Source organism: Gordonia marina (assembly GCF_052036135.1).
Taxonomy (GTDB): domain Bacteria; phylum Actinomycetota; class Actinomycetes; order Mycobacteriales; family Mycobacteriaceae; genus Gordonia.
The window spans coordinates 57,868-84,866 of the sequence record NZ_JBPSDN010000010.1 but is presented as its reverse complement, the minus strand read 5'-3'; the positions used below and the strand labels follow the sequence as shown (position 1 = coordinate 84,866).

Below are 26,999 nucleotides of genomic sequence, written 5' to 3'. Positions count from 1 at the left end.
TCAGCGACCATGTTCACCTTCGGGCCGATCGGCGCCGCGCAACTGATCCCGGTGATCGGCACCGCGCTGCTGATCCTGGCGTGGGTGGCCGCCGCGATCGTCGTGCTAGTGGTGCGCCGACGGCGTTCGGCGGGCGTGCGGGTCGTGGGCGGGCCGGCGGTGTCCGCGCTGCGGCTGACCAAGAGGTACGGGGACCGCGTCGTGCTCGACGACCTGAGCTTCGAGCTTCCGCCGGGGCGGGTGCTGGCGTTACTCGGTCCCAACGGGGCGGGGAAGACCACCTTGCTGCGCATACTCGCCGGGCTCGCCGACGCCGACGCCGGGCAGGCGTCGATCTTCGGTGTCCCGGTCACCCCGGGCGCACCGGTCCTCGCGCGGGCCGGCATCACGATCGACGAGCCCGGCGTGGTGCCCCACCTGACCGGACGCCAGAACCTGGTGTCGCTGTGGCGGATCAGCGGCCGGGATCCGGCTGACGCGCACGTGGAGACGGTGATCGAACTGACCGGACTCGGCGCGGTCGCCGACCACCGGGCGGGCACGTACAGCATGGGGCTGCGACAGCGACTCGCCCTGGCCCAGGCCATGCTCGGTCTCCCCGAACTGCTGATCCTCGACGAACCGACGAACGGTCTCGACCCCGATCAGATCGCGGACCTGACCGCGGCTCTCGGCCGGTACTCGGCCACCGGCCGCACCATCGTCGTCTCCACGCATCAGCTGCCCGAGCTCGCCGTCCTGTGCACCGACGCGCTGGTGATCCGCGAGGGCAGGGTCGCCTGGTCCGGGCCGCTCGACGCCGTGCCCGCACCCGCCGGTGGCGACTCCGGCTCGCCCGACCGGTTGACCACGGTCTATCGCGCGAGCGGCCGGGCGCCGTCGACGCCGGCGTCCGGGAGACCCGCGCTCGATGCATCGGCGACCAGCCTGCCCGCGATCGACCATGCGGTGGCGCCGGGTGGCGCCCGCTCGCCGCGACCGGTCCTGAGTACGCGGACCGAGATCGCCCGGCAACTGCAACGCCGCGGCACCTGGGTGCTGCTGGCGGCGGCCTGCCTGATTCCGCTGGTCCTGGCCGTCGTTCTGCGGATGGGCACCACGGACTTCCTGATCGAGGGCGACGTGCTGGGCCGGCTGGCGACGGCCGGCGCCGCGAATTTCACCGTGGTCACCCTGTTCCTGGGTTCCCAGCTGTTCCTCGTCGTCGCGGTGGCGTACCTGTTCGGGGATTCGATCGCCCGCGAATCGGCCTGGCGGTATCTGCGGGTGCTGGCGACCGTGCCGGTCCCGCGCAGCAGGCTGGTGCTGGTCAAGGCCGCCGCGCTCGCGGCGCTGGTGGCGGTCGGGGTCCTGGTCTACGCTGCGGTGAGCTATCTGGTCGGGTGGGCGTTCTTCGGTTCCGGGACGCTGCTGCCGGTCGCCGGACCCGGCGTGACGGGCGCGCAGATCTACGTCCGGCTCGCCATGATGGTCGGCTACATCCTGGTGTATCTCAGCTGGGTCGCGGCGCTCGCACTCCTGCTGTCGGTGCTCGCCGGGGACAACGCGTCGGTCGCCGCGACGGCGACGATCGCCCTCACCATCGGCAGCCACCTGCTGGGCGCGTTCAGTTCGTTCGGGACCAGCCGGGGGTGGCTGCCGACCCGGAACTACGACGCCTGGGTTGCGGCGAGCCGGCTCGTGTTCGACCCCACCTCGGTGCTGTGGGGAATCTTCCTGTCGCTGCTCTACACGTCGGTGTTCCTGGTGGCTGCTCTCGCGGTGATGAACATCCGCGAGATCCGGCGCTAGTGTCGCGACACAAGGACATGGGCTAGAGCAGCGGCTTTCCGTCGCGGGAGCGTACAGGCGATGTGCTAGGTTCGTCGCATCTTGCGCCCGGCACCCCGGGCGCCGCGTACTGGGAGGGTCGCGATGGCCGACGAGACGAATCAGAACCAGCCGGGCCCCGGCCAGTTCCCGCCGCCCGGCGCCGCCCAGTTCCCGGGCCAGTATCCGCCGCCGGGCACCGGTCAGTTCCCGCCGCCGGGCACCGGTCAGTTCCCGCCGCCGGGCACCGGTCAGTTCCCGCCGCCTGGGACCGGTCAGTACGCGCCGCCTCCGCCGGCCGGTCCTCCCGGCACCCATCCGGTATCCCAGCCGGGCATGCCGTTCCCGCCGCCGGGACAGTCGTTCCCACCGCCGGGGCAGCAGTTTCCCCCGAACTACCCGCCGCCCGGCCAGCAGTTTCCGCCGCAGGACCCGTTCCACCAGGGGCCGCCGCCCGCCGCGCCGGGCAGCACCCGCAAACGCAACTGGATCATCGCCAGCAGCCTGGTGGTCGTGGTCGCGGTGGTCGCCGCGCTGGTGACCACCCTCGTGATGATGGGCGGTTCCAACGAGCGGAAGGGCGCGAGTTCGGCCGATACCGCCGCGCTCGACATGCTCGCCGCGGCCACCCGGCGCGACACCTCCGCCGTCGCCAAACTCATCGCGCCTGCCGAAGCCGGATCGCTGGGCGAGATCGTGGACGCCCTGCAACAGCGGGCCCAGGACGTCGGTGTGCAGAAGGGCGGTGGACACGACGGCCTGCTCGCGGGCGTCACGATCACCACCGCGAATGTGCGGACCAAGGTCGACGACCTCCGCGGCGATCTGGCCCGGGTCACCTTCACCGACGGCACCATCGATGTCCGGTTCGACCCGGGCACCGCCAACCCGGGCCTCAAGGATCTCTTCGGGGACGACCTCGAATCGGGTCACGGCACGATCGACGTGCACGACCTGCAGACCTACGGCCGCGACGGCGCGCGGATCGACCCGTTCGTGATGACGGTGAAGCAGGGGGATCGCTGGTATGTCAGCCCCGCCTACACCGCCATCGAGCACGCGATGCTCGACGACGGCGGGTACAAGGCCGACTACCACGCCAAACCGGTGACCCCGGAGCGATTCGGCAGCCCGGAGGACGCGGCCGCGGGCTTCGTGGCGGCACTGTCGAAGACGGTGGACCAGAACTCGCTCGACCCGCTGATCGCCACGTTGCCGACGTACTACGGCCAGATGGCTGCGACGTACCGATCATTCCTGCAGTCGGATACCGGACTCGAGGAGATCCAGCGCCTGACGTTCTCCGACGGGAGGTACTCGTCGGAGGTGCACGACGGCGTGACCTTCGTCAACGTCGACCACCTGAAGTTCGAGGCCGTCGCGAACGGTGAGCGCGCCTCGGGTGTGATCAACGAAGGCTGCGTCACCGTCGACGGGGAATCCGAGAAGTTCTGCGGAGGCGACGCGCCCGGCGCCGTCGTCGCCGTGGGCACGGGTGTCCTCGCCGGGCAGAACGGTGTGGTCGCGACCCGCGACAGCGTGGGATGGCACATCGATCCGGTACAGACCATGGTGGGGAGCACCCTCTACACGGTCAAGAACTCGACCGACGACCAGCTGTACCGGCTTCTGGGCTTCGAGTTCCGGATCCCGGAGATGGCCATGAAGGCCAAGGCCGACGCCAGCCTGGTCGGCAAGAACTCGGTGTCGGTCACCTTCCCGGCCCGCGACGCTGGATCCCTGGACACCGCCGTCCAGGTGATCGAGCTGGATGTGCAGTCGGGCCGGCCGGTGACCATCGAGTTGCGGGGCGTGCCGTCGCGGACCTACCTGAACTTCGAGGTGTTCACGTCGAAGGGCCGCGTCAGCCCGGACGAGGGCTCGTCGTATGGGTCCGGCACCCGATCGTTCACCTTCACCCCGACGACCACCGAGACCGCGAAGATCGCCCTCAGCCGGTACGCCTTCGGGGACGACGGCGCGGCGACCATCGAGGTGACCCGCCGCTGAGCGGCCGACGGGCGCCATGAGCGTCGTATCTGTTGGTCGCCGACCAACAGATACGACACTTTCGCGCCGGGCACCGCCGAGGCGCGTTGTGCAATCGCGGGCCCTCCATGAGGATGGAGGGGTGGATCTCCCGGTGAACCCGCCCGTCGCGCCGATGCTCGCCAAGGCGGTCACGGCCGTGCCGCCGCAGCCGGACGGAGAGCCGGAGTGGTCGTACGAGCCGAAGTGGGACGGCTTCCGCGCGTTGATCTTCCGCGACGGCGACGAGGTCGAGATCTCCTCGCGCGGCGGTAAGGACCTGGCCAGGTACTTTCCGGAGCTGGTCGAGGCCGCGAAGACGGAACTGCCCGAGCGGGTGGTGGTCGACGGTGAGGTCTGCGTGCCGCGGGTGGTTTCGACAGGCTCAACCGGCGCGACGAGCTCGACCGGTGCGACGAACTCGACCGGCGCGACGAACTCGGCCGGCGGTGAGGTGTGGCGCCTCGACTGGGACTCGCTCTCTCAGCGGATCCACCCCGCGGCATCCCGGATCGCCAAACTCGCGGATGAGACACCGGCGATGTTCATCGGCTTCGACGCGCTCGCCCTCGGCGCGCGCGATCTGATGGGGGAGCCCTTCGCCGCACGCCGCGACGCCCTGCGTCAGGCGATCGGCGCCGCCGGCCGCCTGCGCGTCAGCCGCGTCACGCACGACGCGCGCCAGGCCCAGGACTGGTTCACCGCGTTCGAGGGGGCAGGCCTCGACGGGGTGGTCGCCAAGCGGCTCGACGGCCGCTATGTCCCGGGCAAACGCGAGATGCTCAAGATCAAGCACAAGCGGACGGCCGACTGCGTGGTTCTCGGCTACCGCGTGCACAAGAGCGGGACCGGCCTCGGTTCCATGCTGCTGGGCCTCTATGACGAGGCGGGCAACATCCGGATGGTGGGCGGTTCCAGTGCCTTCTCCGACACGAAACGGGTCGAGCTGCAAGAACGATTCGAGAAGCTCCGGCTCGATCCCGACACGGTGGCGCCGGGTGAGGTCAATCGCTGGCGCTCGTCGGCGACGGGGGAGTGGATCCCGATCCGGCGAGAACTGGTGGTCGAGGTGGCGTACGACCAGATGGAGAACGACAGGTTCCGGCACACCGTCAAGTTCCTGCGCTGGCGCCCCGATCGCGAGCCGTCGTCGTGCACCTACGACCAGCTCGAGGTTCCGCTGACCTACGACGTGTACGACGTGCTGGAGGGATCCTGATGCCGAAGCCGAAACCGGAGATGCTGGACGTCGACGGCGTCGAGGTGAAGCTGAGCAATCCCGACAAGATCTATTTCCCGGAACTGGGCGAGGCGGGCGGTCGCAAGCGCGACCTGGTCGAGTACTACCGGACCGTGGCCCTGCAGGGTGCGCTGATGACCGCGATCGCCGGTCGCCCGACGTACCTGGAGCGCTACCCGGACGGTGTCGACGGCGACCAGATCTATCAGAAGCACCTGACCAAGTACCACCCCGCGCACGTCGAATCGACCGAGGTGGTGTTCCCGTCCAAGCGCACCGGGCAGGCGTTCTGCCCGCGGATTCCGGCCGACGCGGTGTGGGCGGCGAACCTCGGAACGCTGACTTTCCACACGTGGCCGACGCTCGCGCCGGGAGCGAAGCGAGCGGGTGACATGTCGTCGCTCGCGCCGGGAGCGAAGCGAGCGGGCGATCTGTCACCGTCCCCCGACAACGACCATCCCGACCAGCTCCGGCTCGACCTCGATCCGTCCGGCGACACCACCTACGCCGACGCCCGGCGGGTGGCGCTCGAGCTGCTCCGGCCGCTGCTCGACGAACTCGGCCTCCCCGGCTTCCCGAAGACCTCCGGCAGGCGCGGCGTGCACGTGTACATCCCGATCGAGCCGGGCTGGGACTTCATCGCGACCCGGCGCGCGGTGATCGCGCTGGCCCGGGAGCTGGAGCGGCGGGATCCGGCCGCGGTCACCACCTCGTGGTGGAAGGAGGAGCGCGGCGACCGGGTGTTCATCGACTTCAATCAGAACGCGCGCGACCGCAGCATGGCTTCGCCCTATTCGGTCCGCAAGACCCCGCGCGCACAGGTCTCCACCCCGCTGACCTGGGATGAGCTCGCCGATACCGAGCCGGCGGACTTCACCGTGTCGACGGTCCCGGAACTTCTCGCGCGGCGCGGCGATCCGTGGGCGGACATCGACGCCTGCCGTGTCGGCATCGAGGTGCTGCTGGAGATGGTGCAGCGCGATGACGCCGCCGGCCTGGGCGACATGCCGTACCCGCCGAGCTATCCGAAGATGCCCGGCGAACCGCCGCGCGTGCAGCCGAGTAAGAAGGTCGCCGAGCATTGGGACGCCGAGGGCAATCGGATCGAGTGAGTCGCCGGGGTGGCCGCAAGCGCTAGCGCAGGCGTGCCCGACCGGCGGATGCTTGACGTGTTTCTCCTCGTCGGTGCCACTACGCCATGCCTGTGCGCCATAGTACGGTCAGGATCGGGTCGCACCCGCGAACTCGGCGGCCCGCGCGGCGAGGAACGCCGCGGGTGGCAGGCCGGTGAAGTCGTGGACCTCGCGGGTGAGGTGCGCCTGGTCGGCGTAGCCGCAGTCGGCGGCCACCTCGGCGATCGGCGTACCGGTCTCGAGCCGTCGCCGTGCGTGATCGAAGCGGAAGAGCCGGGCCGCCTGCTTGAGACCCATGCCGTATTCGGCGGCGAACAGGGCGGAGAGTTTGCGGGCGGACCAGCCCGAGCGGTCGACCAGTTCGGCGACGGTCACCCGCCCACGACGGCGGGCAAGGAACTGCCAGATCCGCGCGGCGTCGTCGTCGGCGGGAGCCCGGTACCGGGGTGCCGCCGTCAGCAGAGCGGCGCAGCGTGCCGCACGGGTGTCCGGTTCGGCGGCACCGAGGTCGTCGTACAGGCGGCCGGCCAGGCCGGGAGCGAGGTCGGCGAGTGCCAGGTTGCGGCCGAAGAGTTCGCCGGGCGGGAGGCCGAACAGGGTGCGCACGGCGGCCGGGGCCAAATCCAGCTGCACGCCGACCTGGGTGCCGTCGTGATGGATGGTGACCGGTCGCAGGTGCATGCCGCCGAGCGCCGCGCGGAAGGTACGCGGCGCATCGTCGTCGGTCGAGAGGGTGAGGCCGGTGCCGAGATCGATCACCAGGGTGACGGTGGGCGACGGCAGCCCGGCGTGGGTGCCGGGCCGCCCGCCCACGATCCGGTACGGGGTGATCGTGAGACCGCTCAACCCGCGTACGTCCCGAAACTCCATGCGTTCCCCTCGGCGTCGGCCACGGTGAACCCCCGGGATCCATAGTCCTCGTCCTTGAGGTCGCGCACCAGCGTCGCACCGAGTTCGACGGCCCGCGCGTAGACCGCGTCGGGGTCGTCGACGACGACGTAGACGTTGCCCGACCCGCGGGTGGCGGGCAGGTCGGGGGCGGCCGAGTGGATCATGACGCGTCCGCCCTCGGGCCAGAGCATCTCCGAATGGTGGACCGGCCGGTCGCCGTCGCCCTCGACCAGGATGCCGGGGACGAAGCCGAGGCGGGTGAGCCAGTCGCGCACGGCGAGCGGGTCGTCGCAGGGGATACCGGGCCAGATGCTGTGATCGATTCGTGTGGTCATGCCTCCAGTGTTCCGGGCCCGGCCGCCCGGATCTTGAAGAAATCGGCAGCGGATTTACCGGACCAAGGCCCCTGTTCGCTCCTTCATAACATCGGTTAGGCTGCCCTCATGAAGCTCGCTCGGTTCGTCCTCGTCAGCCTGCTCGCGCTGTGCACCGCCGTCGCGGGAGTCGTGCTGGGCGCCCCCGCGCACGCCGCCCCGAAAGCGTCCGCCATCACGGTGTATCTCGCCGACGGTGTGACCCCGGTGGGGAACACACTCCTGCAGCCGGGCGACACGGTCGTGGTCAAGGGCACCGGGTTCGACCCGAACGCCAACACCTCCGGGCTGCCCGTCCCGGTGCCGCCGGGCGTTCCGCACGGCACCTTCGTCGCCTTCGGAAAGTTCAGCCCGCACTGGCGGCCGTCGCAGGGGGCGCCGGAGTCGTCTCGCGCCCTGGACCGCTCGCAGACCAAGTGGGCCATCTCCGACGACGCGCTCGGCCGCATCCCCAACACTCCGTTCGACCTGCGCCGCACGGTGCGCCAGCAGGCCGTCCCGCTGCATCGGGACGGCACCTTCACCGCGAAGATCACGCTGACCACCCCGAAGGACGCGCCCGCGAACGGCCGCTGGGGCATCTACACCTACGGTGCGGCCGACGCGGTCAACGCCACGCAGGAGCGCTTCGTCCCGATCAACTACTCCACCGCGCCGGGCCCCAACACCCCGAAGCCGGCCGTGCGCAATCTCGTCTGGGCGTACTCGCCGAACTTCTACTCGACGTTCGCGCAGCGCACGCAGGGCGCCGTCGTCGGCAAGAAGGGGGCGGCCGTCGACAAGCGCGGTGTGCTGTCGTACGAGCTGACGTCGAACACCGTCCGGAACGGCCGCGGCGAACTGCGCTACACCGGCACGGTGGTCGCGTACACCCGCTTCCACCTGTACGAGATCGCGCTGGCCGACCCGATCATCCGGGTCACCGGGGGCCGGGCGGTGCTCAGCATGCGGACGTCGACCACCGACCAGAACGGCACCGATGCGCTGCGCCGGATCGACGTCGCCGATCTGCGTCTCGATGCGGCCCAGCTCGCCCGGCTGAGCCGCGGCGAGAACGTCACCGGCATCGCCGCGACCTTCCGGCCCGGGGTCACCCCGGCGCTGCTCGGACTGCTCTCGCACGGTGCGGCGTCGCCGGTGAATCTGCTGTTCTGAGCCGCCGAGCCGTCAGGTTGTGCCGTCTTCGGTGCGGGCGGGCGGCGATTCGCCGGGTCCGTCGCGACGCGGTTTAGGCTCGACTCGTGAGCGATGAGAGCAAGTGGCGGGATCGCATCCTGACGATCCGCGAGGAGGACGACGCCAAGGTCTCCCCGGGCGTGCGCGCCACGGCGGCCTGGACGTGGCGGCTGCTGGTGATCGGCGTCGGTGTCGTCGTCCTCGGCTGGCTGTTCAAGCGGTTCGAGGACGTCCTCTTCCCGGTCGCCCTCGCGCTGCTGTTCACCGCGTTCTTGCGCCAGCCGGTGGACTGGGCGCACCGCAAGGGCGTGCCCCGCGTGGTGGCGGTGCTGACCGCGGTCGTGCTCACCATCGTCGTGGTGCTCGGCCTGCTGGCCTTCGCCGTGCAGCAGGGGGTGTCCGGCGGGCCGCAACTGCTGTCGGAGTTCACCAAGACCGTCGACCAGACGCGGCAATGGCTGGTCGACAGCCCCCTGCACCTCGACGACGCCCACATCCGCGCGCTCGCCGAGGAGATCACCGGCTGGGCCAAGTCGCACGAGGCCACGCTCGCCAACCACGCGCTGGGCACGGCGGCCTTCGGCAGCCGGGTGCTCACCGGGGCGGCGCTCACAATCTTCCTGCTGATCTTCTTCCTGTACGACGGCCGCGCCATGTGGAACTACGTCACCCGGATGGTGCCGGCCGGAAGTCGTGAACAGGTCCGCGGCAGCGGAATCGCCGGCTTCGGCAGCCTGGAAGCCTACACCCGCGCCACGGTCTTCGTCGCCGCCGTCGACGCGGGCGTGATCGGCATCGGCCTGGCGATTCTCGGGGTGCCGATGGTGTTGCCGTTGGTCGTGATCATCTTTCTGGGGTCATTCATCCCAATCGTGGGTTCATTCGCGGCGGGCACGCTGGCCGTGCTGGTCGCCCTCACCACCCAGGGCTGGGTCAACGCGCTCATCGTCATCGGCCTGCTGATCTTCGTGATGGCCTTCGAGGGGCACGTGTTGCAGCCGTTCATTCTCGGCCACTCGGTCAAACTGCACCCCGTCGCGGTGATCCTGGTGATCGCGATCGGCATCATGCTCGCCGGGATCGTGGGTGGCCTGATCGCGGTGCCGACCGTCGCGTTCGCGGTGACGGCCTGCTCGTGGCGGCCCGGTCAGGAACCGCCGCCCGAGAACGACAGCAAGCTGTCCGCGTGGATCAGGGCCAGATTGCACCGCGGCCCCGGCCCGTCGAACGACGACGCCCCCGCCCCGTCGTAGTTCCCGCCCACTGATTCAGCAGGCGTCGCCCAGCTGGTTCGCTGTGGCCAACTCTGCCGAGTGGGCCACAGCGAAGTCGCCGGCCCGACGCTCCCCGCGCATCGTCGCTCGGGTGGCCGGTTTGGGTCGTGCGCGACCAGCGGCTACCATCGTTACGCCTGGAGGATTCGCCTAGTGGCCTATGGCGCTCGCCTGGAACGCGGGTTGGGTTAACAGCCCTCAGGGGTTCGAATCCCCTATCCTCCGCCACGTCGCTGGGCCCCCACCTGAGGAACGAAGGTGGGGCCCCAGCGACGTATCTGCGAGCACAGCGATTCGAGGAGGAGCGGAGCGACGGAGTCCCCTATCCTCCGCCTCTCGAGTCCAGTCCTCCGCCTCTCGAGCCCAGCGCCCTCGTTATACGCGATGATGTCGCCCATGACCTTTCTGATCGTCATCGGCTATGTCCTGGCCGCGCTCGCCGCCGGACTGCACGTCTTCATCTTCTATCTGGAATCGATCGTGTGGGAGGGGCCGCAGGCGCGGAAGGTCTTCGGCACCACGGCGGAGGAAGCGGCGTCGACCAAGTCGCTGGCCTTTAACCAGGGTTTCTACAACCTGTTCCTGGCACTCGCGGTGTCCACTGGCATCATCGTCGCCGGGTGCGGTGAGCAGGCGATCGGCGCGACGCTGGTGTTCACCGGCGTCGGATCGATGGCGGCCGCGGCGGCGGTACTGTTTCTGTCGTCCGCCGAACACAGAGGTGCGGCGATCCGGCAGGGCGGGCTTCCGTTGCTGGCGCTGCTCGTGCTCGCCGTCGGGCTCGCGCTGTAGGGCTCGCGCTCGACAGTCCGGCGACTAGCCTGAAGACATGTCCTCGCCCACCGACGAAGCGGCACGCGTCGCCGGTCTGCGCGATGCGCAGGCCAAGGCCGAACGGCTCTTCGACGAGATCGCCGCGCGCGGACTGATCCGCGCGGGAATCGGGGAGCGGGCGGTGTCCGACGAGATCCGGGATCTCGCGAACGACATGTTCGGGCTCACCAAGCACTGGCACAAGCGGATCGTCCGCGCCGGCCCCAACACGCTGAACACCGCGCGGGAGAATCCGCCGGACCGTGTCATCGCCGCCGACGACATCGCGTTCGCGGACTTCGGGCCGATCTTCGAGGACTGGGAAGCCGATTTCGGCCGCACCTACGTCCTCGGCGACGACCCGGTGAAGCTCGCGATCCGCCGCGACCTCCCCGTCCTGTGGCGGCGTGCCTGCGACCACTTCCACGCGACCCCGGACATCACCGGCGAGGAACTGTTCGACTACGTCGTCGCGATCAGCGAGGACGCCGGATGGCACTTCGGCGGTGCGATCGCGGGCCACTTCGTCGGCGAGTTCCCGCACGAGAAGATCGACGGCCGCGAGATCGACAGTTACGTGGCGCCCGGCTCACACCTCCCGATGCGGCGGCTCGACACGCAGGGTCGCGTCTGCCACTGGATCCTCGAGGTGCACCTCGTCGACCCGACTCGCTCGTTCGGCGGCTTCCACGAAGAGCTCCTCGACATCTGATTTCGCCCTTCTGCCGGACTCCGCCGCCGCGCGTAGGGTGCGATGCAGGGGGCCTGCCGGCTCCGGGTCCTCTCCACAGCCCCGTCAGAGCCGACCATCGGGAGGTGGCTAGCCATGTCGGAACGTCCGTTCACGACCAACGACGCCGGAGCGCCCGCGGGCAGCGACGAGTATTCGCTCACCGTCGGGCCGAGCGGTCCGATCGTCTTGCACGACCACTATCTGATCGAGCAGATGGCGCAGTTCAACCGGGAACGCATCCCGGAACGCCAGCCGCACGCGAAGGGCAGCGGTGCCTTCGGCACCTTCGAGACCACGCACGACGTCTCCGCGTTCACCTGTGCGGACTTCCTCCAGCCCGGCCGGAAGACCGAGATGGTGGCGCGGTTCTCGTCGGTCGCGGGCGAGCGGGGGAGTCCCGACACCTGGCGCGACCCGCGTGGCTTCGCCCTGAAGTTCTACACCGACCAGGGCAACTACGACATGGTAGGCAACAACACGCCGGTCTTCTTCATCCGGGATCCGCTGAAGTTCCAGCACTTCATCCGGTCGCAGAAGCGCCGCGCCGACAACAACCTCCGCGATCACGACATGCAGTGGGATTTCTGGACGCTCTCGCCGGAGAGTGCGCACCAGGTGACCTGGCTGATGGGTGATCGTGGCACCCCGTCCACGTGGCGGCACATGAACGGGTACAGCTCGCACACCTACCTGTGGGTCAACGCGGACGGCGTCAAGCATTGGGTCAAGTACCACTTCAAGACCGACCAGGGCGTCGAATGTCTCACCGACGACGAGGCCGCGAAGTTCACGATGACCGATCCCGACCACTACACGCGGGATCTGTTCGAGTCGATCGCGGCCGGGGATCATCCGAGCTGGATGCTGCACGTGCAGCTGATGCCGTTCGACGACGCGAAGACGTACCGGTTCAACCCGTTCGACCTGACCAAGGTGTGGCCGCACGGCGACTATCCGCTGGTCGAGGTCGGCCGGATGACGCTGCACACCAACCCGGTGGACCATCACACGCAGATCGAGCAGGCTGCATTCGCGCCGAGCAACGTGGTGCCCGGGATCGGTTTCAGCCCGGACAAGATGCTCCTGGGCCGCGTCTTCTCCTATCCGGACGCCCACCGCGCCCGGATCGGCGCCAACTACCAGCAGATCCCGGTCAACCGGCCGCGCAGCGAGGTGCACTCCTACTCCAAGGACGGTGCGATGCGGATCGACCCGGTGCACGACCCGGTGTACGCCCCCAACTCGAAGGGCGGCCCGGTCGCCGACTATCCGGGCCGGCCGGAACCGCAGTGGGCCGCCGACGGCGAGATCCTGCGCAGCGCCTACGAACCTCACCGCGACGACGATGACTGGGGTCAGGCCGGAACGCTGGTCCGGGACGTGCTCGACGACGCCGCCCGCGAACGACTGGTGTCGAACACGGCGGGCCATCTCCTCGCCGGGGTGACCGAGCCGGTCCTGGCCCGCGCCTTCGAGTACTGGAAGAACATCGACGCGGACCTCGGTGCGCGCATCGAGGCCGCCGTGCGGGCCGGCTGAGCCCGCCGTGGTCCGAATGGCCGGCCGTACACGTCGGCCGGCCGTTCGACCATTGCAGCGATGGTCGATTCAGCGCGTATGCCATCACCCGCTACACTGGTCGACGGATCCCGCGCGGCGTGCATCCTGTGAACTCCCCCAGGGCCGGAAGGCAGCAAGGGTCAACGGGCTCTCTCGGGTGCGCGGGGTCCTCTAATCTTTCATGACCGCCAGGTATGCCGAAGAGGTTCCGCGTTGAACTTTCACTCGATGAGTGCTGACCAGCTGCGCGACACCCAGGCGGACCTGCGGAAGCGGTACGAGGCGCTCTGCGCGGCCGGGCTCAAGCTCGATCTCACGCGCGGCAAGCCGGCCCCGGATCAGCTCGACCTCTCCGAACCGCTGCTGTCGCTCCCGGGCGAGGGCAACCACGTGAGCCCGGACGGCACCGACTGCCGCAACTACGGCGGCAACGTCGGCCTGCCGGGCATCCGCGAGATCTTCGGTGAGCTGCTGGGCACCGGCACCGACCGGATCGTCGCCCAGAACAACGCGAGCCTGCAGATCATGCACGACCTCACGGTCTTCGCGCTGCTCACCGGCACTCCGGATTCGGAGCGGCCGTGGTCCGCCGAGTCCGGCCCGGTCAAGTTCCTGTGCCCGGTCCCCGGGTACGACAGGCACTTCTCGATCACCCAGACCTATGGCATCGAGATGATCAACATCCCGATGAACCCGGACGGGCCCGACGTCGACGCGTGCGCGGCGCTGGTGGCCGAGGACCCGTCGATCAAGGGCATGTGGGTGGTCCCGACCTACTCCAACCCGACCGGCTACACCGTCAGCGAGGACGTCGCCCGTCGTCTGGTCGCGATGCCGACGGCCGCGCCGGACTTCCGCATCTACTGGGACAACGCCTACGCGGTGCACACCCTGCTCGACGAGGCGCCGCGGCCGCTGCCGATCCTCGACCTCGCCGCCGAGGCGGGTCACCCGAACCGCGTCTACGTCTTCGGCTCCACCAGCAAGATCACCTTCGCCGGGGCCGGCGTGTCGTTCTTCGGGTCGTCGAAGGCCAATCTGGACTGGTACCTGGGCCACGCGACCATCGCCACGATCGGCCCGGATAAGCTGAATCAGCTCCGCCACCTGCAATTCCTGCGCGACGCCGACGGTGTCCGCGCCCACATGGCCCGTCACCGGGAACTGCTCGCGCCCAAGTTCAAGCTCGTGCTCGACATCCTCGAGGACCGGCTCGCCGAGGCCAAGATCGCCGGCTGGACCGAGCCCGAGGGCGGCTACTTCATCAGCCTCGACGTGATCGACGGCACCGCGACCCGGACCGTGCAGCTGGCGAAGGACGCCGGTATCGCACTGACCGGCGCCGGCGCCACGTTCCCGTACAAGAACGACCCGGACGACAAGAACATCCGCCTCGCGCCGACGTTCCCGCCGATCGACGAGCTGGCGACGGCGATGGACGGCGTCGCGACCTGCGCGCTGCTGGCCGCCACGGAGAAGCTGCTCGACGAGGCCTGATCGCGGCCCGCGCCGCGCGGGGCAGGCCGGAGTGATGTGGGGGTGAGTGGTCGGGAGGACCGGTGAAGCTCGAGAGGTCGACGCCGCTGCTGGTGCTCTTCGGGATCCTCGCCGCGCTGGCGATCTGGGCGCAGAACGCGATCATCCCGTTCACCACCCCGCGCTGGGGCCTGTTCGACTACCAGCTCGACCTCGACGTCTACCGCGCCGGGGCGCGGGCCGTGCTCGACGGTGAGCCCCTCTACCGGGTCAAACTCCTCGGCCAGATGGATTACACCTACGCGCCGATCTCGATCCCGTTCCTGATCCCGTTCGCGTGGATGTCGGCGCAGGCCGCGCACACCGTCTGGGTGATCGGCATCTTCGCCGCGCTCTACGGGGTCATCATGCTCGGCTTCCGCAGCCTCGGACACCGGTCGACGTGGCGGCTGCGCGGTATCGCGGCGAGCCTGGTGATCATCTCGACGCTGCTGGAACCGGTGCGCAGCACCATCTGGTTCGGGCAGATCAACGTCTTCCTGATGCTCCTCATCCTCTGGGATCTGCTGCGCGACGAGAAGTCGGTGCTCCGCGGCGCCGGAACCGGCCTGGCGGCCGGGATCAAGCTGACCCCGCTCCTCTTCGCCGTCTACCTGGTGGCGATCCGGCAGTGGAAGGCCGCGGCGACGCTGGCCGGCGGCTTCGCGGCGACCATCGCCGTCGGCTTCGCGGTCCTGCCGCGCGACTCGTGGGACTACTGGACGGGCACACTGTTCGACGCCGACCGCGTCGCCGCCCCGCAGACCACCGGGAACCAGTCGATCCGCGGTGCGCTGGCCAATCTGGGCCACACCGACACCCCGAGCACTCTCGCCTGGCTGATCCTGGCCGGGCTGGTCGCGCTCCTCGGCCTCGGGGCGGCCGTCCTCGCGCACCGGCACGGGCAGGAACTCCTCGCGCTCAGCCTGGTCGGCATGACCTCCTGCGCCGTGTCGCCGGTCGCCTGGGGCCACCACTGGGTCTGGCTGCTGCCGTTGCTGATCGTCGCACTCCACCTGCTGCTCACCCTGCCCGGCGTGCTGGCCCGGGGACTGGTCGGCGCCGGGATCGTCGGCGGCTTCCTGCTGGCCTTTCCGTGGCGCCGGTACATCTCGCACGCGATCTGGTACGTCAACGAAAGCGTGCCGGACGCGCAGCTGACGGGCCTGTTCATGCGGCCCCGCGGGCACTGGTACTGGTGCTTCACGGTGCAGCCGTACAACCTGATCCTGGTGGCGGTCGCGGTCGCGGTGATCGTCGTCTACGGTCTGCGCGGCCGGTCGTGGCGGGTGCCCGGCCGGGGCCGAGCACAGCCGTCCGACGACGCTGTCGGACCCCGCCGGTAGGGTTGCGGACGTGGCACTCTATCGCACTTACCGGCCCGGAACCTTCGCCGAAGTCGTCGGGCAGGAGCATGTCACCGATCCGTTGAGCCGCGCGCTCGACAGCGGTCGTATCAACCACGCCTACCTCTTCTCCGGGCCGCGCGGCTGCGGTAAGACGTCGTCGGCCCGTATCCTGGCCCGCTCGCTGAACTGCGAGCAGGGCCCCACGTCGACGCCGTGCGGGGTGTGCGCGTCGTGCGTGGCGCTGGCCCCGGGCGGTCCGGGCAACCTCGACGTCGTGGAACTCGACGCGGCCAGCCACGGTGGCGTCGACGACACCCGCGAGCTGCGCGATCGCGCCTTCTACGCGCCCGCCGAATCCCGCTACCGGGTGTTCATCGTGGACGAGGCGCACATGGTGACTCCGGCGGGCTTCAACGCGCTGCTGAAGATCGTGGAGGAGCCGCCGGAGCACCTCATCTTCATCTTCGCGACCACCGAGCCGGAGAAGGTGCTCACCACCATCCGCTCGCGTACGCACCACTACCCGTTCCGGCTGCTGGCCCCGCCCGTGATGCGCGGCCTGCTCGAGGGGATCTGCCAGCGCGAGGGTGCCGTCGTCGCCCCCGAGGTGTTTCCCCTGGTCATCCGGGCCGGTGGCGGCTCACCGCGTGATTCGCTCTCGATCCTCGACCAGCTGCTGGCCGGCGCCGGACCGGAGGGTGTCACTTACGATCGCGCGCTGGCGCTGCTCGGTGTCACCGACGTCGCGCTGATCGACGGCGCCGTCGACGCCCTCGCCGCCGGCGACGGTTCCGCGCTGTTCGGGGTCGTCGAGCAGGTCGTGGACGCGGGGCACGACCCGCGCCGCTTCGCCATCGACCTGCTCGACCGGTTCCGCGACCTGCTGCTGCTCCAGGCGGTGCCCGACGCCGCCGAGCGCGGCCTGGTCGAGGCCCCCGCCGATCAGGTGACCCGGATGCGGTCGGTGATCGACTACCTGGGCCTGGCCACGCTGACCCGGTACGCGGAGGTCGCGCACGCGGCGCTCGGCGAGATGCGCGGCACCACCTCGCCGCGGTTGCTGCTGGAGGTGATGTGCGCGCGCCTGCTGCTGCCCGCCGCCTCTGCCGACGACGCCGCGCTCCTGCAGCGCGTCGAGACCCTGGAACGACGCCCCGGCGCGGCCCCCTCGGCCGCCGCCCCCGTCCCGGAGACCCCCGCGGCCCCGGCGCCCCCCGCCGACGGGCCCCCGTCGCGCTTCGTGCGCCCCTCCCAGCGCCGCCCCGCCGCCGCCCCGGCGCCGTGCGAGCCGACGCCCACCCCCGCCGACCCGACTCCCACTCCGCCGGTTGCGCCGCCGCCCACCCCGCGAGCTGAGTCGACTCCCGCCTCGTCGGCTGAGCCGCCGCCCACTCCGCGAGCTGAGCCGACTCCCGCCCCGCCGGCTGAGCCGACTCCCGCCCCGCGAGCTGAGTCGACTCCCACCTCGCCAGTTGAGCCGACTCCTGCCCCGCCGGTCGAGCCGACTTCTGCCCCGCCGGCTGAGCCCTTCGACTCCGCTCAGGAACCACCGGTCAAGCCGCTAGGCGCAGACCGTGTCGAAGCCCGCCCTTCTGACGAGCGTGTTTCTTCGGATGGGGGCGACGTTTCGACTCGTTCCTCGGCTAGCGCCTCGGACCGGCTCAACGGGCGGGAGGAACTCGCCGAGCCGGCCTCGTCGTCACCGGCTGAGCCGACTCCCGCCCCGCCGGTCGAGTCGACTCCTGCTCCGCCGGCTGAGCCCTTCGACTCCGCTCAGGAACCACCGGTCAAGCCGCTAAGCGCAGACCGTGTCGAAGCCACCCCCCGGTCGGCCGCGCCGGATTCCGGACCGCGAACTCCGGCACCGTCCGACCCCTACGACGACATTCCGCCGCCCGAGGAGCCCTTCTACGACGCGCCGCCGGAAGGCGTCGTGGTGCCCCGGCGCCCCGCGTCGGCTCCGCGCCCCGCGCCTGCGACGAGTCCCGCACCGACGGCGCAATCCACGCCGGCACCGCGGTCCGCGCCGACCTCGGCACCGCCGGCGCAGTCCGCACCGGCCCCGGCCCCCCAGGCCGCACCGGTGCCGCAGCCCGCGCCCCAGCCCGAGCCCCGGCCCGAGCCGGAACCCGCACCGACGAGCCCCGCCCTCACCGTCGAGACCGTCAGTGCGCGCTGGGCCGACATCCGGTCCGCCATCCGGGAACGACCGGCGGGCAAGGTCCTCGAATCGATGCTGTCCGCCGCCACCGTGCAGTCGGTGGGCGACGGCGTCGCGGTGCTCGGCCATCCCAACCCGCCGCTGGTCGGGCGGCTCTCCGAGCCGGCCCGGCTGCAGATGTTCGGCGAGGTGTTCTCGGCGGTCTTCGGCGGTCAGTGGCAGGTTCAGGTGATTCACGCGCAGGGCGGCCCGGCCCAGGCCGCCGCGCCCGCACAGCGCGGTCCGCAGCAGGCGCAACGGCAGCCTCCCCGGCAGACCTTCAGCCGGCCGAGCCGCTCCGAGTCGGGTGGGCAGCGCCGCGGCGACGACGTGCCGCCGCCTCCGGAACCGCCGTCCGAGCCCGAGGAGCCCTGGCCGGCCGAGCCGGTCCCGGACGAGGAACTGAGTGATTCCGAGCGCGCCGAGATGGTCGCCTCGGCCCATTCCGGCACCCCGGATCCTCGCCTGGACCCGGATCAGGTGGCCCTGGAACTGCTCAAGAACGAACTCGGCGCCCGCCCGGTCATCGACGGAAGCTGACCGGAGAAGACGCCGAGTTCGACGGGCGTGGGCGCTACGGCGTCCACCAGGGGCGCAGCGGCGTGTTCGGCAACGACTCGTCGCCCTTCTTCACGGCCAGCACGTGGTGCAGTTCGACCACGTCGCGCTCGAATCCGATCCGGCAACCGGCCATGTAGAGGCCCCACTGGCGCGCGGTGGCCTCGCCGACCTCGGCGACCGCCGCTTCCCAGTTCGACACCAGGTAGCGGTTCCAGTCACGCAGCGTCATGGCGTAGTGCTCGCGGAAGTTCTCCTCGTGCAGCACCTCCATCCCGCCGGCGTCCTGGAGCTTGGAGATGATGGTGCCCGCGCCGGTCAGCTCGCCGTCCGGGAACACGTACCGGTCGATGAACGGTCCGGCCTTGGCTCGCGTCTTGTTCTCCGGGCGCGTGATGCAGTGATTGAGCAGCAGCCCGCCGGGGCGGAGCCGATCGCGCAGGAAGCCGAAATACGCCGGGTAGTTGGCGACGCCGATGTGCTCGGTGAGGCCGATCGAGCTGACCGCGTCGAAGCCGGTCTCGGTGATGTCGCGGTAGTCGCTGTGCCGCACCTCGCCGAACTCGCCCAGACCCTCGTCCACGATCGCCTGCTGCGCCCACGACGCCTGCTCCTTCGACAGGGTGACGCCGAGCGCGTGCACCCCGCGGCGGGCGGCGTAGCGGACCATGCCGCCCCAGCCGCAGCCGACGTCGAGCAGCCGGTCGCCCGGCTTCAGTGCCAGCTTGTCGAAGATCAGCCGGTACTTGTTCTCCTGCGCGGCCTCGAGGCTCGCGTCCCGGTCCGGGTACACCGCGCAGGTGTAGGTCATCGCCGGACCGAGCACCAGCTCGTAGAAGGCGTTGGAGACGTCGTAGTGGTACTGGATCGCCTCGGCGTCGCGGCCGCGGCTGTGGCGCAGTCCTTCGGCGAAGCGGCGCCAGCGCGGCAGCGTCTCCTGCGGCGGCGGCGCGATCGGCTTGAAGTGCTCGGTGCCGAGCGACTTCGCGATGGCGGCGAGCTGCAGCGGGCTCGGCTTGGTGAACTTGAGGTCCCCGGCCAGCGCCTGGAGTGCGCCGTACGGATCGCCGGGATGCCCGCCGACCAGTTCCAGATCGCCGGACACGTACGCGCGGGCCAGGCCCAGCTCGCCCGGCGCGGTCACCAGATAGGTGGTGCCGCGCGGCGTCTTCAGGTCGAGGCCGAACGCGGCGTCCTCCGGGCCGGCGCTCGACCCGTCGTACGCCGTGAACCGGATTCCCAGCTCCTTGCCCAGGAGCGTTTCGAAGATCTCGGCCAGATTCATGCGCGCTTCACCGCCTTCTCATAGAGGCTCGCCAGCCGGCCGCGCGGGTCGTAGGTGGACCGGAGTGCGCGGTAGGTCGCCGAGCCGTACAGTTCGTCGAACTCTTCCTCCGGGTAGAACGACTCGGAGTAGAGAGATTTGTGGCCGTCGAGCTCGCTGACCTTGCGCTCGATGCGGCGGTTGGCGTGTCCGGGCTCGCCCGGGGTGGCCGGCACCGCCGACCAGAAGCCCACATTGGTGTAGGCATGCCCGCGCTTGAGCGGATACAGCGACCACGGCTGCTCCGGGTCGATACCGGGGCTGTCATTACTCAGCCCGCTCGCGGAGTTCATGCTGAGCGGAGTCGAAGTGCTCCCGGCGCTGGGTTCGGCGAGCTTCAGCGGGCACAGCCAGATCGGCTCGATCGGGATCTCGTCCAGGAACCAGTTCACGAAGTCGGCGGTCCGCTCGATCGGCACCTCGATGTCCTGCACCACGCGCTCGCCGGGCGGCAGTCCCTTGCGGGCGTTGAGCTTGTCGCCGATGTCCCAGCGCTGGTCGTAGCCGATCAGCTTCCAGTAGAAACTCGACCGCAGATACTTCTTGGGCCAGAACCGGCGGATCTTCGGGTTCTGCGCGCCGAAGGCCCGCGAGCACCAGAACCAGTCGGTGTCCCAGCGCCACAGGTAGTCGCGGATGGTCAGCCGGTCCGTCTTCGGATGCTCGACGTCGTCGTGCTGGATGGACCGGTAGAAGACGTCCATCTCGGTGTAGTCGCTCACCGGCCCGGGCTCGGCGGTCTGCCGCCCGAGGACCAGGTAGCACTCGTCACGGGTGAAGACGACACCGTCGAGGTAGTCCACGCGTTCGCCGTCGTACTCGCGGGAGTCGACGATGCGGATCATTGCGGCCTGCAGGTCCCCGATCGAACGGAACCGCACGTGCCGCAGCGCGACGAACGGCGGGACCTTCTCCAGTTCGATCTCCAGCCGGACCGAGTAGCCGAGGGTGCCGTACGAGTTGGGGAAGCCGTAGAAGAGGTCGGCGTGCTCGTTGTCGGGCCGCGCGATCACCAGTTCCCCGGTCGCGGTGAGGATCTCCATCTCGCGGACCGATTCGTGCGGCAGGCCGTTGCGGAACGACGTGCTCTCGATCCCGAGCCCGGTCACCGCGCCGCCGAGGGTGATCGTCTTGAGTTGCGGCACCACCAGCGGCACCAGTCCATAGGGGAGGGTGGCGTCGACCAGGTCCTCGTAGGTGGTCATTCCCGCCACCTGCGCGGTGCGGGCCGCCGGATCCACCGAGATCACCCGGTTCAGGCCGGACACGTCGAGCCCGGGGGCCGTGGTGGCGGCGCGCTTGCGGAACAGATTCGAGGTCTTCTTCGCCAGCCGGATGCCCGCTCCGTCGGGAATGGCGCGGTAGCTCGCCAACAGGCGATCCACTCCCTGCTGGAACGCTTCGGTACCGGATTCGAGCCGCGAGGAAGCCACGCATCCACCGTAGCGTGATCGGTCGGTACGGTGGATCGCAGGTCCCGCGGCAGGCGGGACGACATCTCGAACAAGGAGTAATCCACCGTGGGTCAGGTCACCGCCGCGTCATCCCTCGACATCGCCGCCGCTCCGGAGGTCGTGCTGGCCGCATTGTCCGACTACCGCGAGGTGCGCCCGGCGATCCTGCCCGCCAACTATCGCGACTACGCGGTCGTCGAGGGAGGCACCGGTGCGGGGACCGTCGTGCACTGGATTCTGCAGGCCACCGAGAAGCGCTCGCGCGACGTGCTCGCCGATGTGACGGCCTCCGCCGACTCGGTCACCGAGTCCGACCGCAACTCCTCGATGGTCACCGTCTACCGGGTGACCGCCGCGGGCACCGGCAGCCGCGTCGAGGTGATCACCACCTGGCAGGGCGCCGGCGGCATCGGCGGCTTCTTCGAGAAGACCTTCGCGCCCAAGGGCCTCGGCCGCATCCAGTCCGAGCTGCTCGGGAACCTCAAGACCCGCCTGGAGCCCTGAGCCGCCGCGGGCGCCGCCGCACCAAGCCTCTCCCGCTGCGCGACGGCGTCGACGCCACGCGAGTGGTACTCCGGCCGGAGCTGTTTCCGGCGCCGCCCACGGTGGCCGAGGCGCTGCTGGCGGCGCCGAGCCTGGCGGGGCTGACCGCGGCCGCACTGGCCGCCCAGCACGCGGCCGGCGCCGTCGTCGATGCCGACGGCCGCCCGGTCGAGCTCGGCGCGCCGGTCCCGCGGCCCGTCCCGGTCTACCTCTACCGGGACCTGCCCGCCGAGTACGACGTGCCCTTCGGACTGGAGATCCTGCACGCCGACGACGACCTGGTCGTGGTCGACAAACCGCACTTCCTCGCCACCATGCCGCGCGGGCGGCACGTCACGCAGACGGCGCTCGTCCGTCTCCGCCGAGAGTTCGGGAACGACCATCTCGCGCCCGCGCATCGGCTCGACCGGCTCACCGCGGGCGTCCTCGTCTTCACGGCCCGCCCGGAGGTTCGTGCCGCGTACCAGGAGTTGTTCGCGAATCGTCTGGCGCGCAAGGTGTACCGGGCCGTCGCCCCGCTGCGGCCGGACGTCGAGGCCACGGTCCGGGTGGCGAACCGGATCGTCAAGACGTCGGGTGATCTGCGCGCGCGGGTGGTCGACGGCCCGGTCAACGCGGTCAGCGACATCACCCTCGAACGGGTCCGCGACGACGGCCTGGGGGAATACCTCCTGGTTCCGCAGACCGGCCGCACCCACCAGCTCCGCCTGCACATGTCCGGCCTCGGCCTCCCGATCCTCGGCGACCCGCTGTATCCGGACGTCGACGCGGACCTCGCCGCGGCCCCCGACCGGGGCGACTTCTCCCGCCCGCTGTGCCTGATCGCGTCGAGCCTGGCCTTCGCCGATCCGATCACCGGCGAAGAGCGGCGTTTCGAGAGCCGCCGGGCATGGTTCCCGCCCGGGTCCGCGCAGAACACCGGCCGCTGACGGCTCACCGAGGGAAGATCGCCGCCGGCGGCGCTGAGACGGCCGGTGTTCTGCGGTGATCGGCGGGTGGGTGAACTCCTATCCTGGAGTCATGGCGATCATCGCGTCCCACGAGCACCATCCCGACCTGGGATGCGAGGCCGTGGTCTTCCTCGACACCGAATCCGACGCCTGCTTCCAGCTGCAACGGGATCTGCCCGGCGGCCCGCACGAGGAGCAGCACGCCATCACCACCGGGGCCAGTGCACCCGTCTACGGCGGGGTGCTGCAGTGGCGGCGCGTGGGCGACCGCTTCGAGTTCGCCCTCAACCGGCGGGCGACGGCCCTGTTCGCCGACGACGTGCTCTCGTTCGTGGTGACCCCGGCCGACGGGCAGAGCGTCGACCAACTCGCCGAGCATGTCGAGCGACTGCTCGGGTGAGCGCACCGACTACCCTGGGCACCATGACTGACGCATTCGACCCCTCGGCCCTGTTCGGCGGCGGCGACAACCAGATGGCCGACCTCCTCGCGCAGGCGCAGGCCATGCAGAACCAGCTGTACCAGGCCCAGCAGGAGATCGCGGCGGCGAAGCTCATCGGCAGCGCGGGGAACGGACTGGTCACCATCGAGGGCAACGGCACCGGTGACATCACCGCGGTGACCATCGCCAAGGATGTGGTCGATCCCGAGGACGTCGACACCCTGCAGGACCTGATCCTGGGTGCGCTGGCCGATCTGGCGCTGTGCCGCGCCGCCCTGACCGAAGAGAAGCTGGGCCCGCTGTCGGCCGGCATGCCCGGCCTCGGCTGAGCCAGACACCGAAAGGGCCTGATGTACGAGGGGCCGATCCAGGTACTCATCGACCAGCTCGCGAAGCTTCCCGGGCTGGGGCCGAAGGGTGCCCAGCGCATCGCTTTCTCCCTGCTCGCGGGTGACAAACAGGAGATCGATCGCCTCGTCGAGGCGCTCGGCGAGGTTCGCGACAATGTGAACTTCTGCGCCGAATGCGGGAACGTCGCCGCCGACCGGCTCTGCCGGATCTGCAGCGACGCCCGGCGCGATGCGACCAAGATATGTGTGGTCGAGGAGCCGAAGGACATCTACGCGATCGAGCGGACCAAGGAGTTCGACGGCCGCTACCACGTGCTCGGCGGTGCGCTCGACCCGCTGTCCGGGATCGGTCCGGACCAGCTGCGGATCCGCGAGCTGCTGCAACGACTCGCCAACCAGCCCGGCGGCGTCGACGTCACCGAGATCATCATCGCGACCGATCCGAACACCGAGGGCGAGGCGACCGCCACCTACCTGCTGCGCATGCTGAAGGACTTCCCCGGCCTGTCGATGACGCGCCTGGCCTCGGGTCTGCCGATGGGCAGCGACCTGGAGTTCGCCGACGAGCTCACTCTCGGCCGGGCGCTGTCCGGGCGGCGCGTTCTGGCCTGACCGCCGGGCGGAGACTAGCGTGAGCGGTGTGTCGAAGGGTTCCTCCGTCGAAGACCTCGCCGCCGCCGCGCACGCGATCGCGAGCCGCGACCTGCGGAGCGGGATCATCGCGGTCGACGGCCCCTCCGGCGCGGGGAAGAGCACCTTCGCCGACGCGCTCGCCGCACGACTCTCCGCGCTCGGCCGACGGGCCCTGCTGATCCGCACCGACTACTACGCCACCTGGGACGATCCGGCCGGCTGGTGGCCGGAACTCGAGCGCGATGTTCTCGCGCCGTTCCGCCGCAGCCACGACATCAGCCACCACCCCCGCATCTGGATCGACGGGGTACCGCACGCCGGCCCGGCCGAACTGATGCACTGGGCGCCGCTGCTGATCATCGAGGGCGTCACCGCCGCCCGGCAGGCGATCGCGGACCGGCTCACCCACGCGTTCTGGCTCGACGGCCCGCCCGCCGAGGAACGACTGGCCCGGACCGTCGCCCGCGACGGCGAGGACCAGCGGCCGAACCTGGCGGCGTGGCAGCACTTCGAGGACGGCTGGTTCGCCGTCGACGGGACGCGCCGCCGCTGCGAGGTCGTGCCCGCTTAGGCCGGCCGTGATCCGTGCGGACCCGGTGGCCGAGGCCGCCTGAGTGTCGCTCAGCGTGCCGCGGCGATCCGTTCCCGACGGAGCAGGTCGATCTCGGGAAGATCGAGCGGTTCCAGGATCCGGCCGGTGGCCGCGGCCAGCAGATGGTCGGCCAGCTCCGGGTTCCGGGCCAGCAGCGGGCCGTGCATGTAGGTGCCGAGCACGCTGCCCTGGATCACGCCCTCGACGGCCTCGCCCGCGGATTCCTGCGTGGAGCCGAAGGGCGCGCCGTTGCCGGTGCCGTGCCGCACGCGGCCGAGGGGCCGGGCATCCGGGCCGAGAGTCGTGGCGCCGCGATGGTTCTCGAATCCGGTCAGCGGCTGCGTCAGACCGTCGAGCAGCGGATCGGTGACGAGTTCCCCGATGGCCCGGGCCTCCATCGGCGACGTGGTGGCGTCGAACAGCCCGACGCCCTCCACCTTCTCGCCGGCCGCGGTCAGGTACCAGTGGCCGAGTACCTGAATGGCGGCGCAGATCGCGAGGACCGGCCGCCCGGCGGCGGCGGCGCGCTGCATGCCGGGGTGCTCGAGCAGGTGCCGGGTGGCCAGCCGCTGCGCGAAGTCCTCCGCGCCGCCGAGGGTGTACACATCCAGGGAGTCGGGGACGTCGTCTTCGAGCGTGATCGGGACGATCTCGGCGTCGATGCCGCGCATCCGGGCGCGCTGCCGCAGGACGAGGGCGTTGCCGCCGTCACCGTAGGTGCCCATCACGTCGGGGAGCACCAGGCCGATCCGCAGGGTCGATTCACTCATGACTGGCTCCTCGATGTCGGCACCGGGGCGGCTCCGGCCCGCTCCAGCGCGATGCCGAGGTCCCGGAAAGCGGTGTAGTTGGCGAGCACCTCGACCCGGCCCGGCGGGCACGACTCGATCGCCGCCATGGTGTCTTCGATCGTGGTGTGCTCGGCGCCGGCGTACAGCAGCCGCACGCCGAGGTCCGCGGCGCGCTCACCGGCGGCGATCACCTGCATGGTCTCGAAGGCCTCGAACCGCACATCCCACAGCCACGACAGGTCCTCGCCGTCGGGCACCTGGCCGTTGACGGCGATCACCAGTGAGTCGGCGTCGGTGTCGATCATCGCCAGCGCCTCCTGCCAGCCCGCCGGATTCTTGGCGAGCAGGGTGCGGACTCGGTGGCGGCCCAACTGGAACGACCCGTAGCGACCGGCCACCTCGCCGACGGTGCCGACGGCGGCCACCGCGGCGGCCGGGTCGGCACCCATCGCGACGGCCGCCGCGACCGCCTGCGTCGCGTTGCCGCGGTTGGCCCGGCCGGGCACGGACAGCGTCAGCGGCGCCTCGAAACCGTGGGGGCCGTAGATGTTCTCGTCGTCGAACCACCACTGCGGGGTGGGCCTGCGGAAGTGCTCGTCGCCGGTGGAGTACCAGTCGTCGTCGCGGCGCACGATCGGCTCGCCGGTGCGCGGGCAGCTGACCGAGTCACCGACCCAGCTCGCTCCGGCGGCCACCCAGATCACCCGCGGCGCGTCGTAGGCGGCGGAGGTCACCAGGACGTCGTCGCAGTTGGCGACGACGACGGTCTCCGGGTGACGCTCGATGCCTTCGCGGAGGCGCCGTTCGATGTGGTTGATCTCTCCGACGCGATCCAGCTGGTCGCGCGAGAGATTCAGCAGGACGACCACTTCCGGATTCGTGTTGTCGCTGACGTGCGGGACATGCAGTTCGTCCACTTCGAGCGCCGCGATCGGGGCGACCCGGTCCAGAGAGAGGGTCGCGATGATGCCCGCGTCCATGTTGGCGCCGTCGGGCTGGGTGGCCACCTCGCCGAGGCCGGCGAGTGCGGCGGCGGTCATCCGAGTGGTGGTCGACTTGCCGTTGGTGCCGGTCACCAGCACGGTACGACGGCCGGCGGCCAGCCGCGACATGATGTTCGGGTCGATCTTCTCGGCGACGAGGCCGCCGATCATCGAGCCCTTGCCGCGGCCCGCGGCCCGCGACGCCCAGCGCGCGGAGGCGGCCGCCGCGAGTGCGGTCCGGGTGCGAAGTGGCAGGCGCATAGAGAAAATTCTGTCACAGGGAG

24 protein-coding genes, 1 tRNA gene and 1 other RNA gene are annotated in these 26,999 nt (G+C 70.3%); 20 read left to right on the top strand and 6 right to left on the bottom strand.

Annotated elements, in window-relative coordinates; all coding sequences use genetic code 11:
• Positions 1-9 precede the first annotated feature (9 nt).
• From ACSEEN_RS08415 to ACSEEN_RS08400, 4 genes are all read left to right on the top strand, one after another.
• A complete protein-coding gene (locus ACSEEN_RS08415; RefSeq protein WP_440712915.1) occupies positions 10-1,791 on the top strand; it encodes an ATP-binding cassette domain-containing protein in 1,782 nt (593 codons plus the stop codon).
• Positions 1,792-1,914: 123 nt separating this feature from the next.
• The gene (locus tag ACSEEN_RS08410; RefSeq protein WP_440712914.1) at positions 1,915-3,819 is read left to right on the top strand and encodes a hypothetical protein; all 1,905 of its coding nucleotides are present in this window, start codon (positions 1,915-1,917) and stop codon (positions 3,817-3,819) included.
• A 121-nt stretch (positions 3,820-3,940) separates the two neighbouring features.
• On the top strand, positions 3,941-5,056 hold the full coding sequence (locus ACSEEN_RS08405) for an ATP-dependent DNA ligase (protein ID WP_440712913.1): 1,116 nt from the start codon (positions 3,941-3,943) through the stop codon (positions 5,054-5,056).
• Positions 5,056-6,189, top strand: a complete 1,134-nt coding sequence (locus ACSEEN_RS08400) for a DNA polymerase domain-containing protein (protein ID WP_440712912.1) — start codon at positions 5,056-5,058, stop codon at positions 6,187-6,189. The genes ACSEEN_RS08405 and ACSEEN_RS08400 overlap by 1 nt, the downstream gene beginning before the upstream one ends.
• A gap of 108 nt (positions 6,190-6,297) precedes the next feature.
• Here ACSEEN_RS08400 and ACSEEN_RS08395 read toward each other — a convergent pair whose 3' ends face one another.
• Positions 6,298-7,056, bottom strand: a complete 759-nt coding sequence (locus ACSEEN_RS08395; protein WP_440712911.1) for a helix-turn-helix domain-containing protein — start codon at positions 7,054-7,056, stop codon at positions 6,298-6,300.
• Entirely contained in the window at positions 7,053-7,436 is a 384-nt protein-coding gene (locus ACSEEN_RS08390; RefSeq protein ID WP_440712910.1) for a VOC family protein, read from the bottom strand. The genes ACSEEN_RS08395 and ACSEEN_RS08390 overlap by 4 nt, the downstream gene beginning before the upstream one ends.
• Before the next feature lie 108 nt (positions 7,437-7,544).
• On the opposite strand from ACSEEN_RS08390, the gene ACSEEN_RS08385 reads away from it, so the two are divergent.
• From ACSEEN_RS08385 to ACSEEN_RS08340, 10 genes are all read left to right on the top strand, one after another.
• Complete coding sequence (locus ACSEEN_RS08385) at positions 7,545-8,630, top strand: HtaA domain-containing protein (RefSeq protein WP_440712909.1); 1,086 nt, start codon at positions 7,545-7,547, stop codon at positions 8,628-8,630.
• A gap of 86 nt (positions 8,631-8,716) precedes the next feature.
• Positions 8,717-9,904 carry an AI-2E family transporter gene (locus ACSEEN_RS08380; protein ID WP_440712908.1) on the top strand — a complete coding sequence of 396 codons (1,188 nt, stop codon included), beginning with the start codon at positions 8,717-8,719 and terminating at the stop codon, positions 9,902-9,904.
• A 160-nt stretch (positions 9,905-10,064) separates the two neighbouring features.
• Positions 10,065-10,153 (top strand) — tRNA-Ser (locus tag ACSEEN_RS08375).
• Between the two features lie 177 nt (positions 10,154-10,330).
• Positions 10,331-10,717, top strand: a complete 387-nt coding sequence (locus ACSEEN_RS08370; RefSeq protein ID WP_440712968.1) for a DUF1304 domain-containing protein — start codon at positions 10,331-10,333, stop codon at positions 10,715-10,717.
• A 37-nt stretch (positions 10,718-10,754) separates the two neighbouring features.
• The gene (locus tag ACSEEN_RS08365; protein ID WP_440712907.1) at positions 10,755-11,450 is read left to right on the top strand and encodes a M24 family metallopeptidase; all 696 of its coding nucleotides are present in this window, start codon (positions 10,755-10,757) and stop codon (positions 11,448-11,450) included.
• Between the two features lie 114 nt (positions 11,451-11,564).
• Positions 11,565-13,010, top strand: coding sequence for a catalase (locus ACSEEN_RS08360; protein WP_440712906.1), 1,446 nt, complete (start codon positions 11,565-11,567; stop codon positions 13,008-13,010).
• A 102-nt stretch (positions 13,011-13,112) separates the two neighbouring features.
• Positions 13,113-13,207, top strand: an RNA gene (gene ffs / locus ACSEEN_RS08355) — signal recognition particle sRNA small type.
• Between the two features lie 37 nt (positions 13,208-13,244).
• The gene (locus ACSEEN_RS08350; protein WP_440712905.1) at positions 13,245-14,528 is read left to right on the top strand and encodes an aspartate aminotransferase type Ic; all 1,284 of its coding nucleotides are present in this window, start codon (positions 13,245-13,247) and stop codon (positions 14,526-14,528) included.
• Between the two features lie 62 nt (positions 14,529-14,590).
• Positions 14,591-15,892: a glycosyltransferase 87 family protein gene (locus tag ACSEEN_RS08345; RefSeq protein WP_440712904.1), complete on the top strand. Its 1,302-nt coding sequence runs from the start codon at positions 14,591-14,593 to the stop codon at positions 15,890-15,892.
• Between the two features lie 10 nt (positions 15,893-15,902).
• Positions 15,903-18,635, top strand: a complete 2,733-nt coding sequence (locus ACSEEN_RS08340; protein ID WP_440712903.1) for a DNA polymerase III subunit gamma and tau — start codon at positions 15,903-15,905, stop codon at positions 18,633-18,635.
• A gap of 34 nt (positions 18,636-18,669) precedes the next feature.
• Here the strand turns inward: ACSEEN_RS08340 and ACSEEN_RS08335 are convergent, their stop codons facing one another.
• Entirely contained in the window at positions 18,670-19,938 is a 1,269-nt protein-coding gene (locus ACSEEN_RS08335) for a class I SAM-dependent methyltransferase (protein ID WP_440712902.1), read from the bottom strand.
• Positions 19,935-21,410, bottom strand: a complete 1,476-nt coding sequence (locus tag ACSEEN_RS08330) for an FAD-binding oxidoreductase (RefSeq protein ID WP_440712901.1) — start codon at positions 21,408-21,410, stop codon at positions 19,935-19,937. The genes ACSEEN_RS08335 and ACSEEN_RS08330 overlap by 4 nt, the downstream gene beginning before the upstream one ends.
• A gap of 87 nt (positions 21,411-21,497) precedes the next feature.
• On the opposite strand from ACSEEN_RS08330, the gene ACSEEN_RS08325 reads away from it, so the two are divergent.
• The 6 genes from ACSEEN_RS08325 (at position 21,498) to ACSEEN_RS08300 (ending at position 24,920) form a co-directional block, all read left to right on the top strand.
• Positions 21,498-21,935, top strand: coding sequence for an SRPBCC family protein (locus ACSEEN_RS08325; protein ID WP_247865890.1), 438 nt, complete (start codon positions 21,498-21,500; stop codon positions 21,933-21,935).
• A 62-nt stretch (positions 21,936-21,997) separates the two neighbouring features.
• The gene (locus ACSEEN_RS08320) at positions 21,998-22,903 is read left to right on the top strand and encodes a pseudouridine synthase (protein WP_440712900.1); all 906 of its coding nucleotides are present in this window, start codon (positions 21,998-22,000) and stop codon (positions 22,901-22,903) included.
• Positions 22,904-22,994: 91 nt separating this feature from the next.
• On the top strand, positions 22,995-23,324 hold the full coding sequence (locus ACSEEN_RS08315; protein WP_247865892.1) for a hypothetical protein: 330 nt from the start codon (positions 22,995-22,997) through the stop codon (positions 23,322-23,324).
• A gap of 23 nt (positions 23,325-23,347) precedes the next feature.
• Positions 23,348-23,695, top strand: coding sequence for a YbaB/EbfC family nucleoid-associated protein (locus tag ACSEEN_RS08310; RefSeq protein WP_247865893.1), 348 nt, complete (start codon positions 23,348-23,350; stop codon positions 23,693-23,695).
• 21 nt (positions 23,696-23,716) lie between these two features.
• On the top strand, positions 23,717-24,328 hold the full coding sequence (gene recR, locus ACSEEN_RS08305) for a recombination mediator RecR (protein ID WP_247865895.1): 612 nt from the start codon (positions 23,717-23,719) through the stop codon (positions 24,326-24,328).
• Between the two features lie 28 nt (positions 24,329-24,356).
• Positions 24,357-24,920 carry a uridine kinase family protein gene (locus tag ACSEEN_RS08300; RefSeq protein WP_371308252.1) on the top strand — a complete coding sequence of 188 codons (564 nt, stop codon included), beginning with the start codon at positions 24,357-24,359 and terminating at the stop codon, positions 24,918-24,920.
• 50 nt (positions 24,921-24,970) lie between these two features.
• Here ACSEEN_RS08300 and ACSEEN_RS08295 read toward each other — a convergent pair whose 3' ends face one another.
• Both ACSEEN_RS08295 and ACSEEN_RS08290 read right to left on the bottom strand, forming a co-directional pair.
• Entirely contained in the window at positions 24,971-25,711 is a 741-nt protein-coding gene (locus ACSEEN_RS08295; protein WP_371308251.1) for a type 1 glutamine amidotransferase, read from the bottom strand.
• Positions 25,708-26,976, bottom strand: coding sequence for a Mur ligase family protein (locus ACSEEN_RS08290; protein ID WP_298446093.1), 1,269 nt, complete (start codon positions 26,974-26,976; stop codon positions 25,708-25,710). The genes ACSEEN_RS08295 and ACSEEN_RS08290 overlap by 4 nt, the downstream gene beginning before the upstream one ends.
• Positions 26,977-26,999 lie beyond the last annotated feature (23 nt).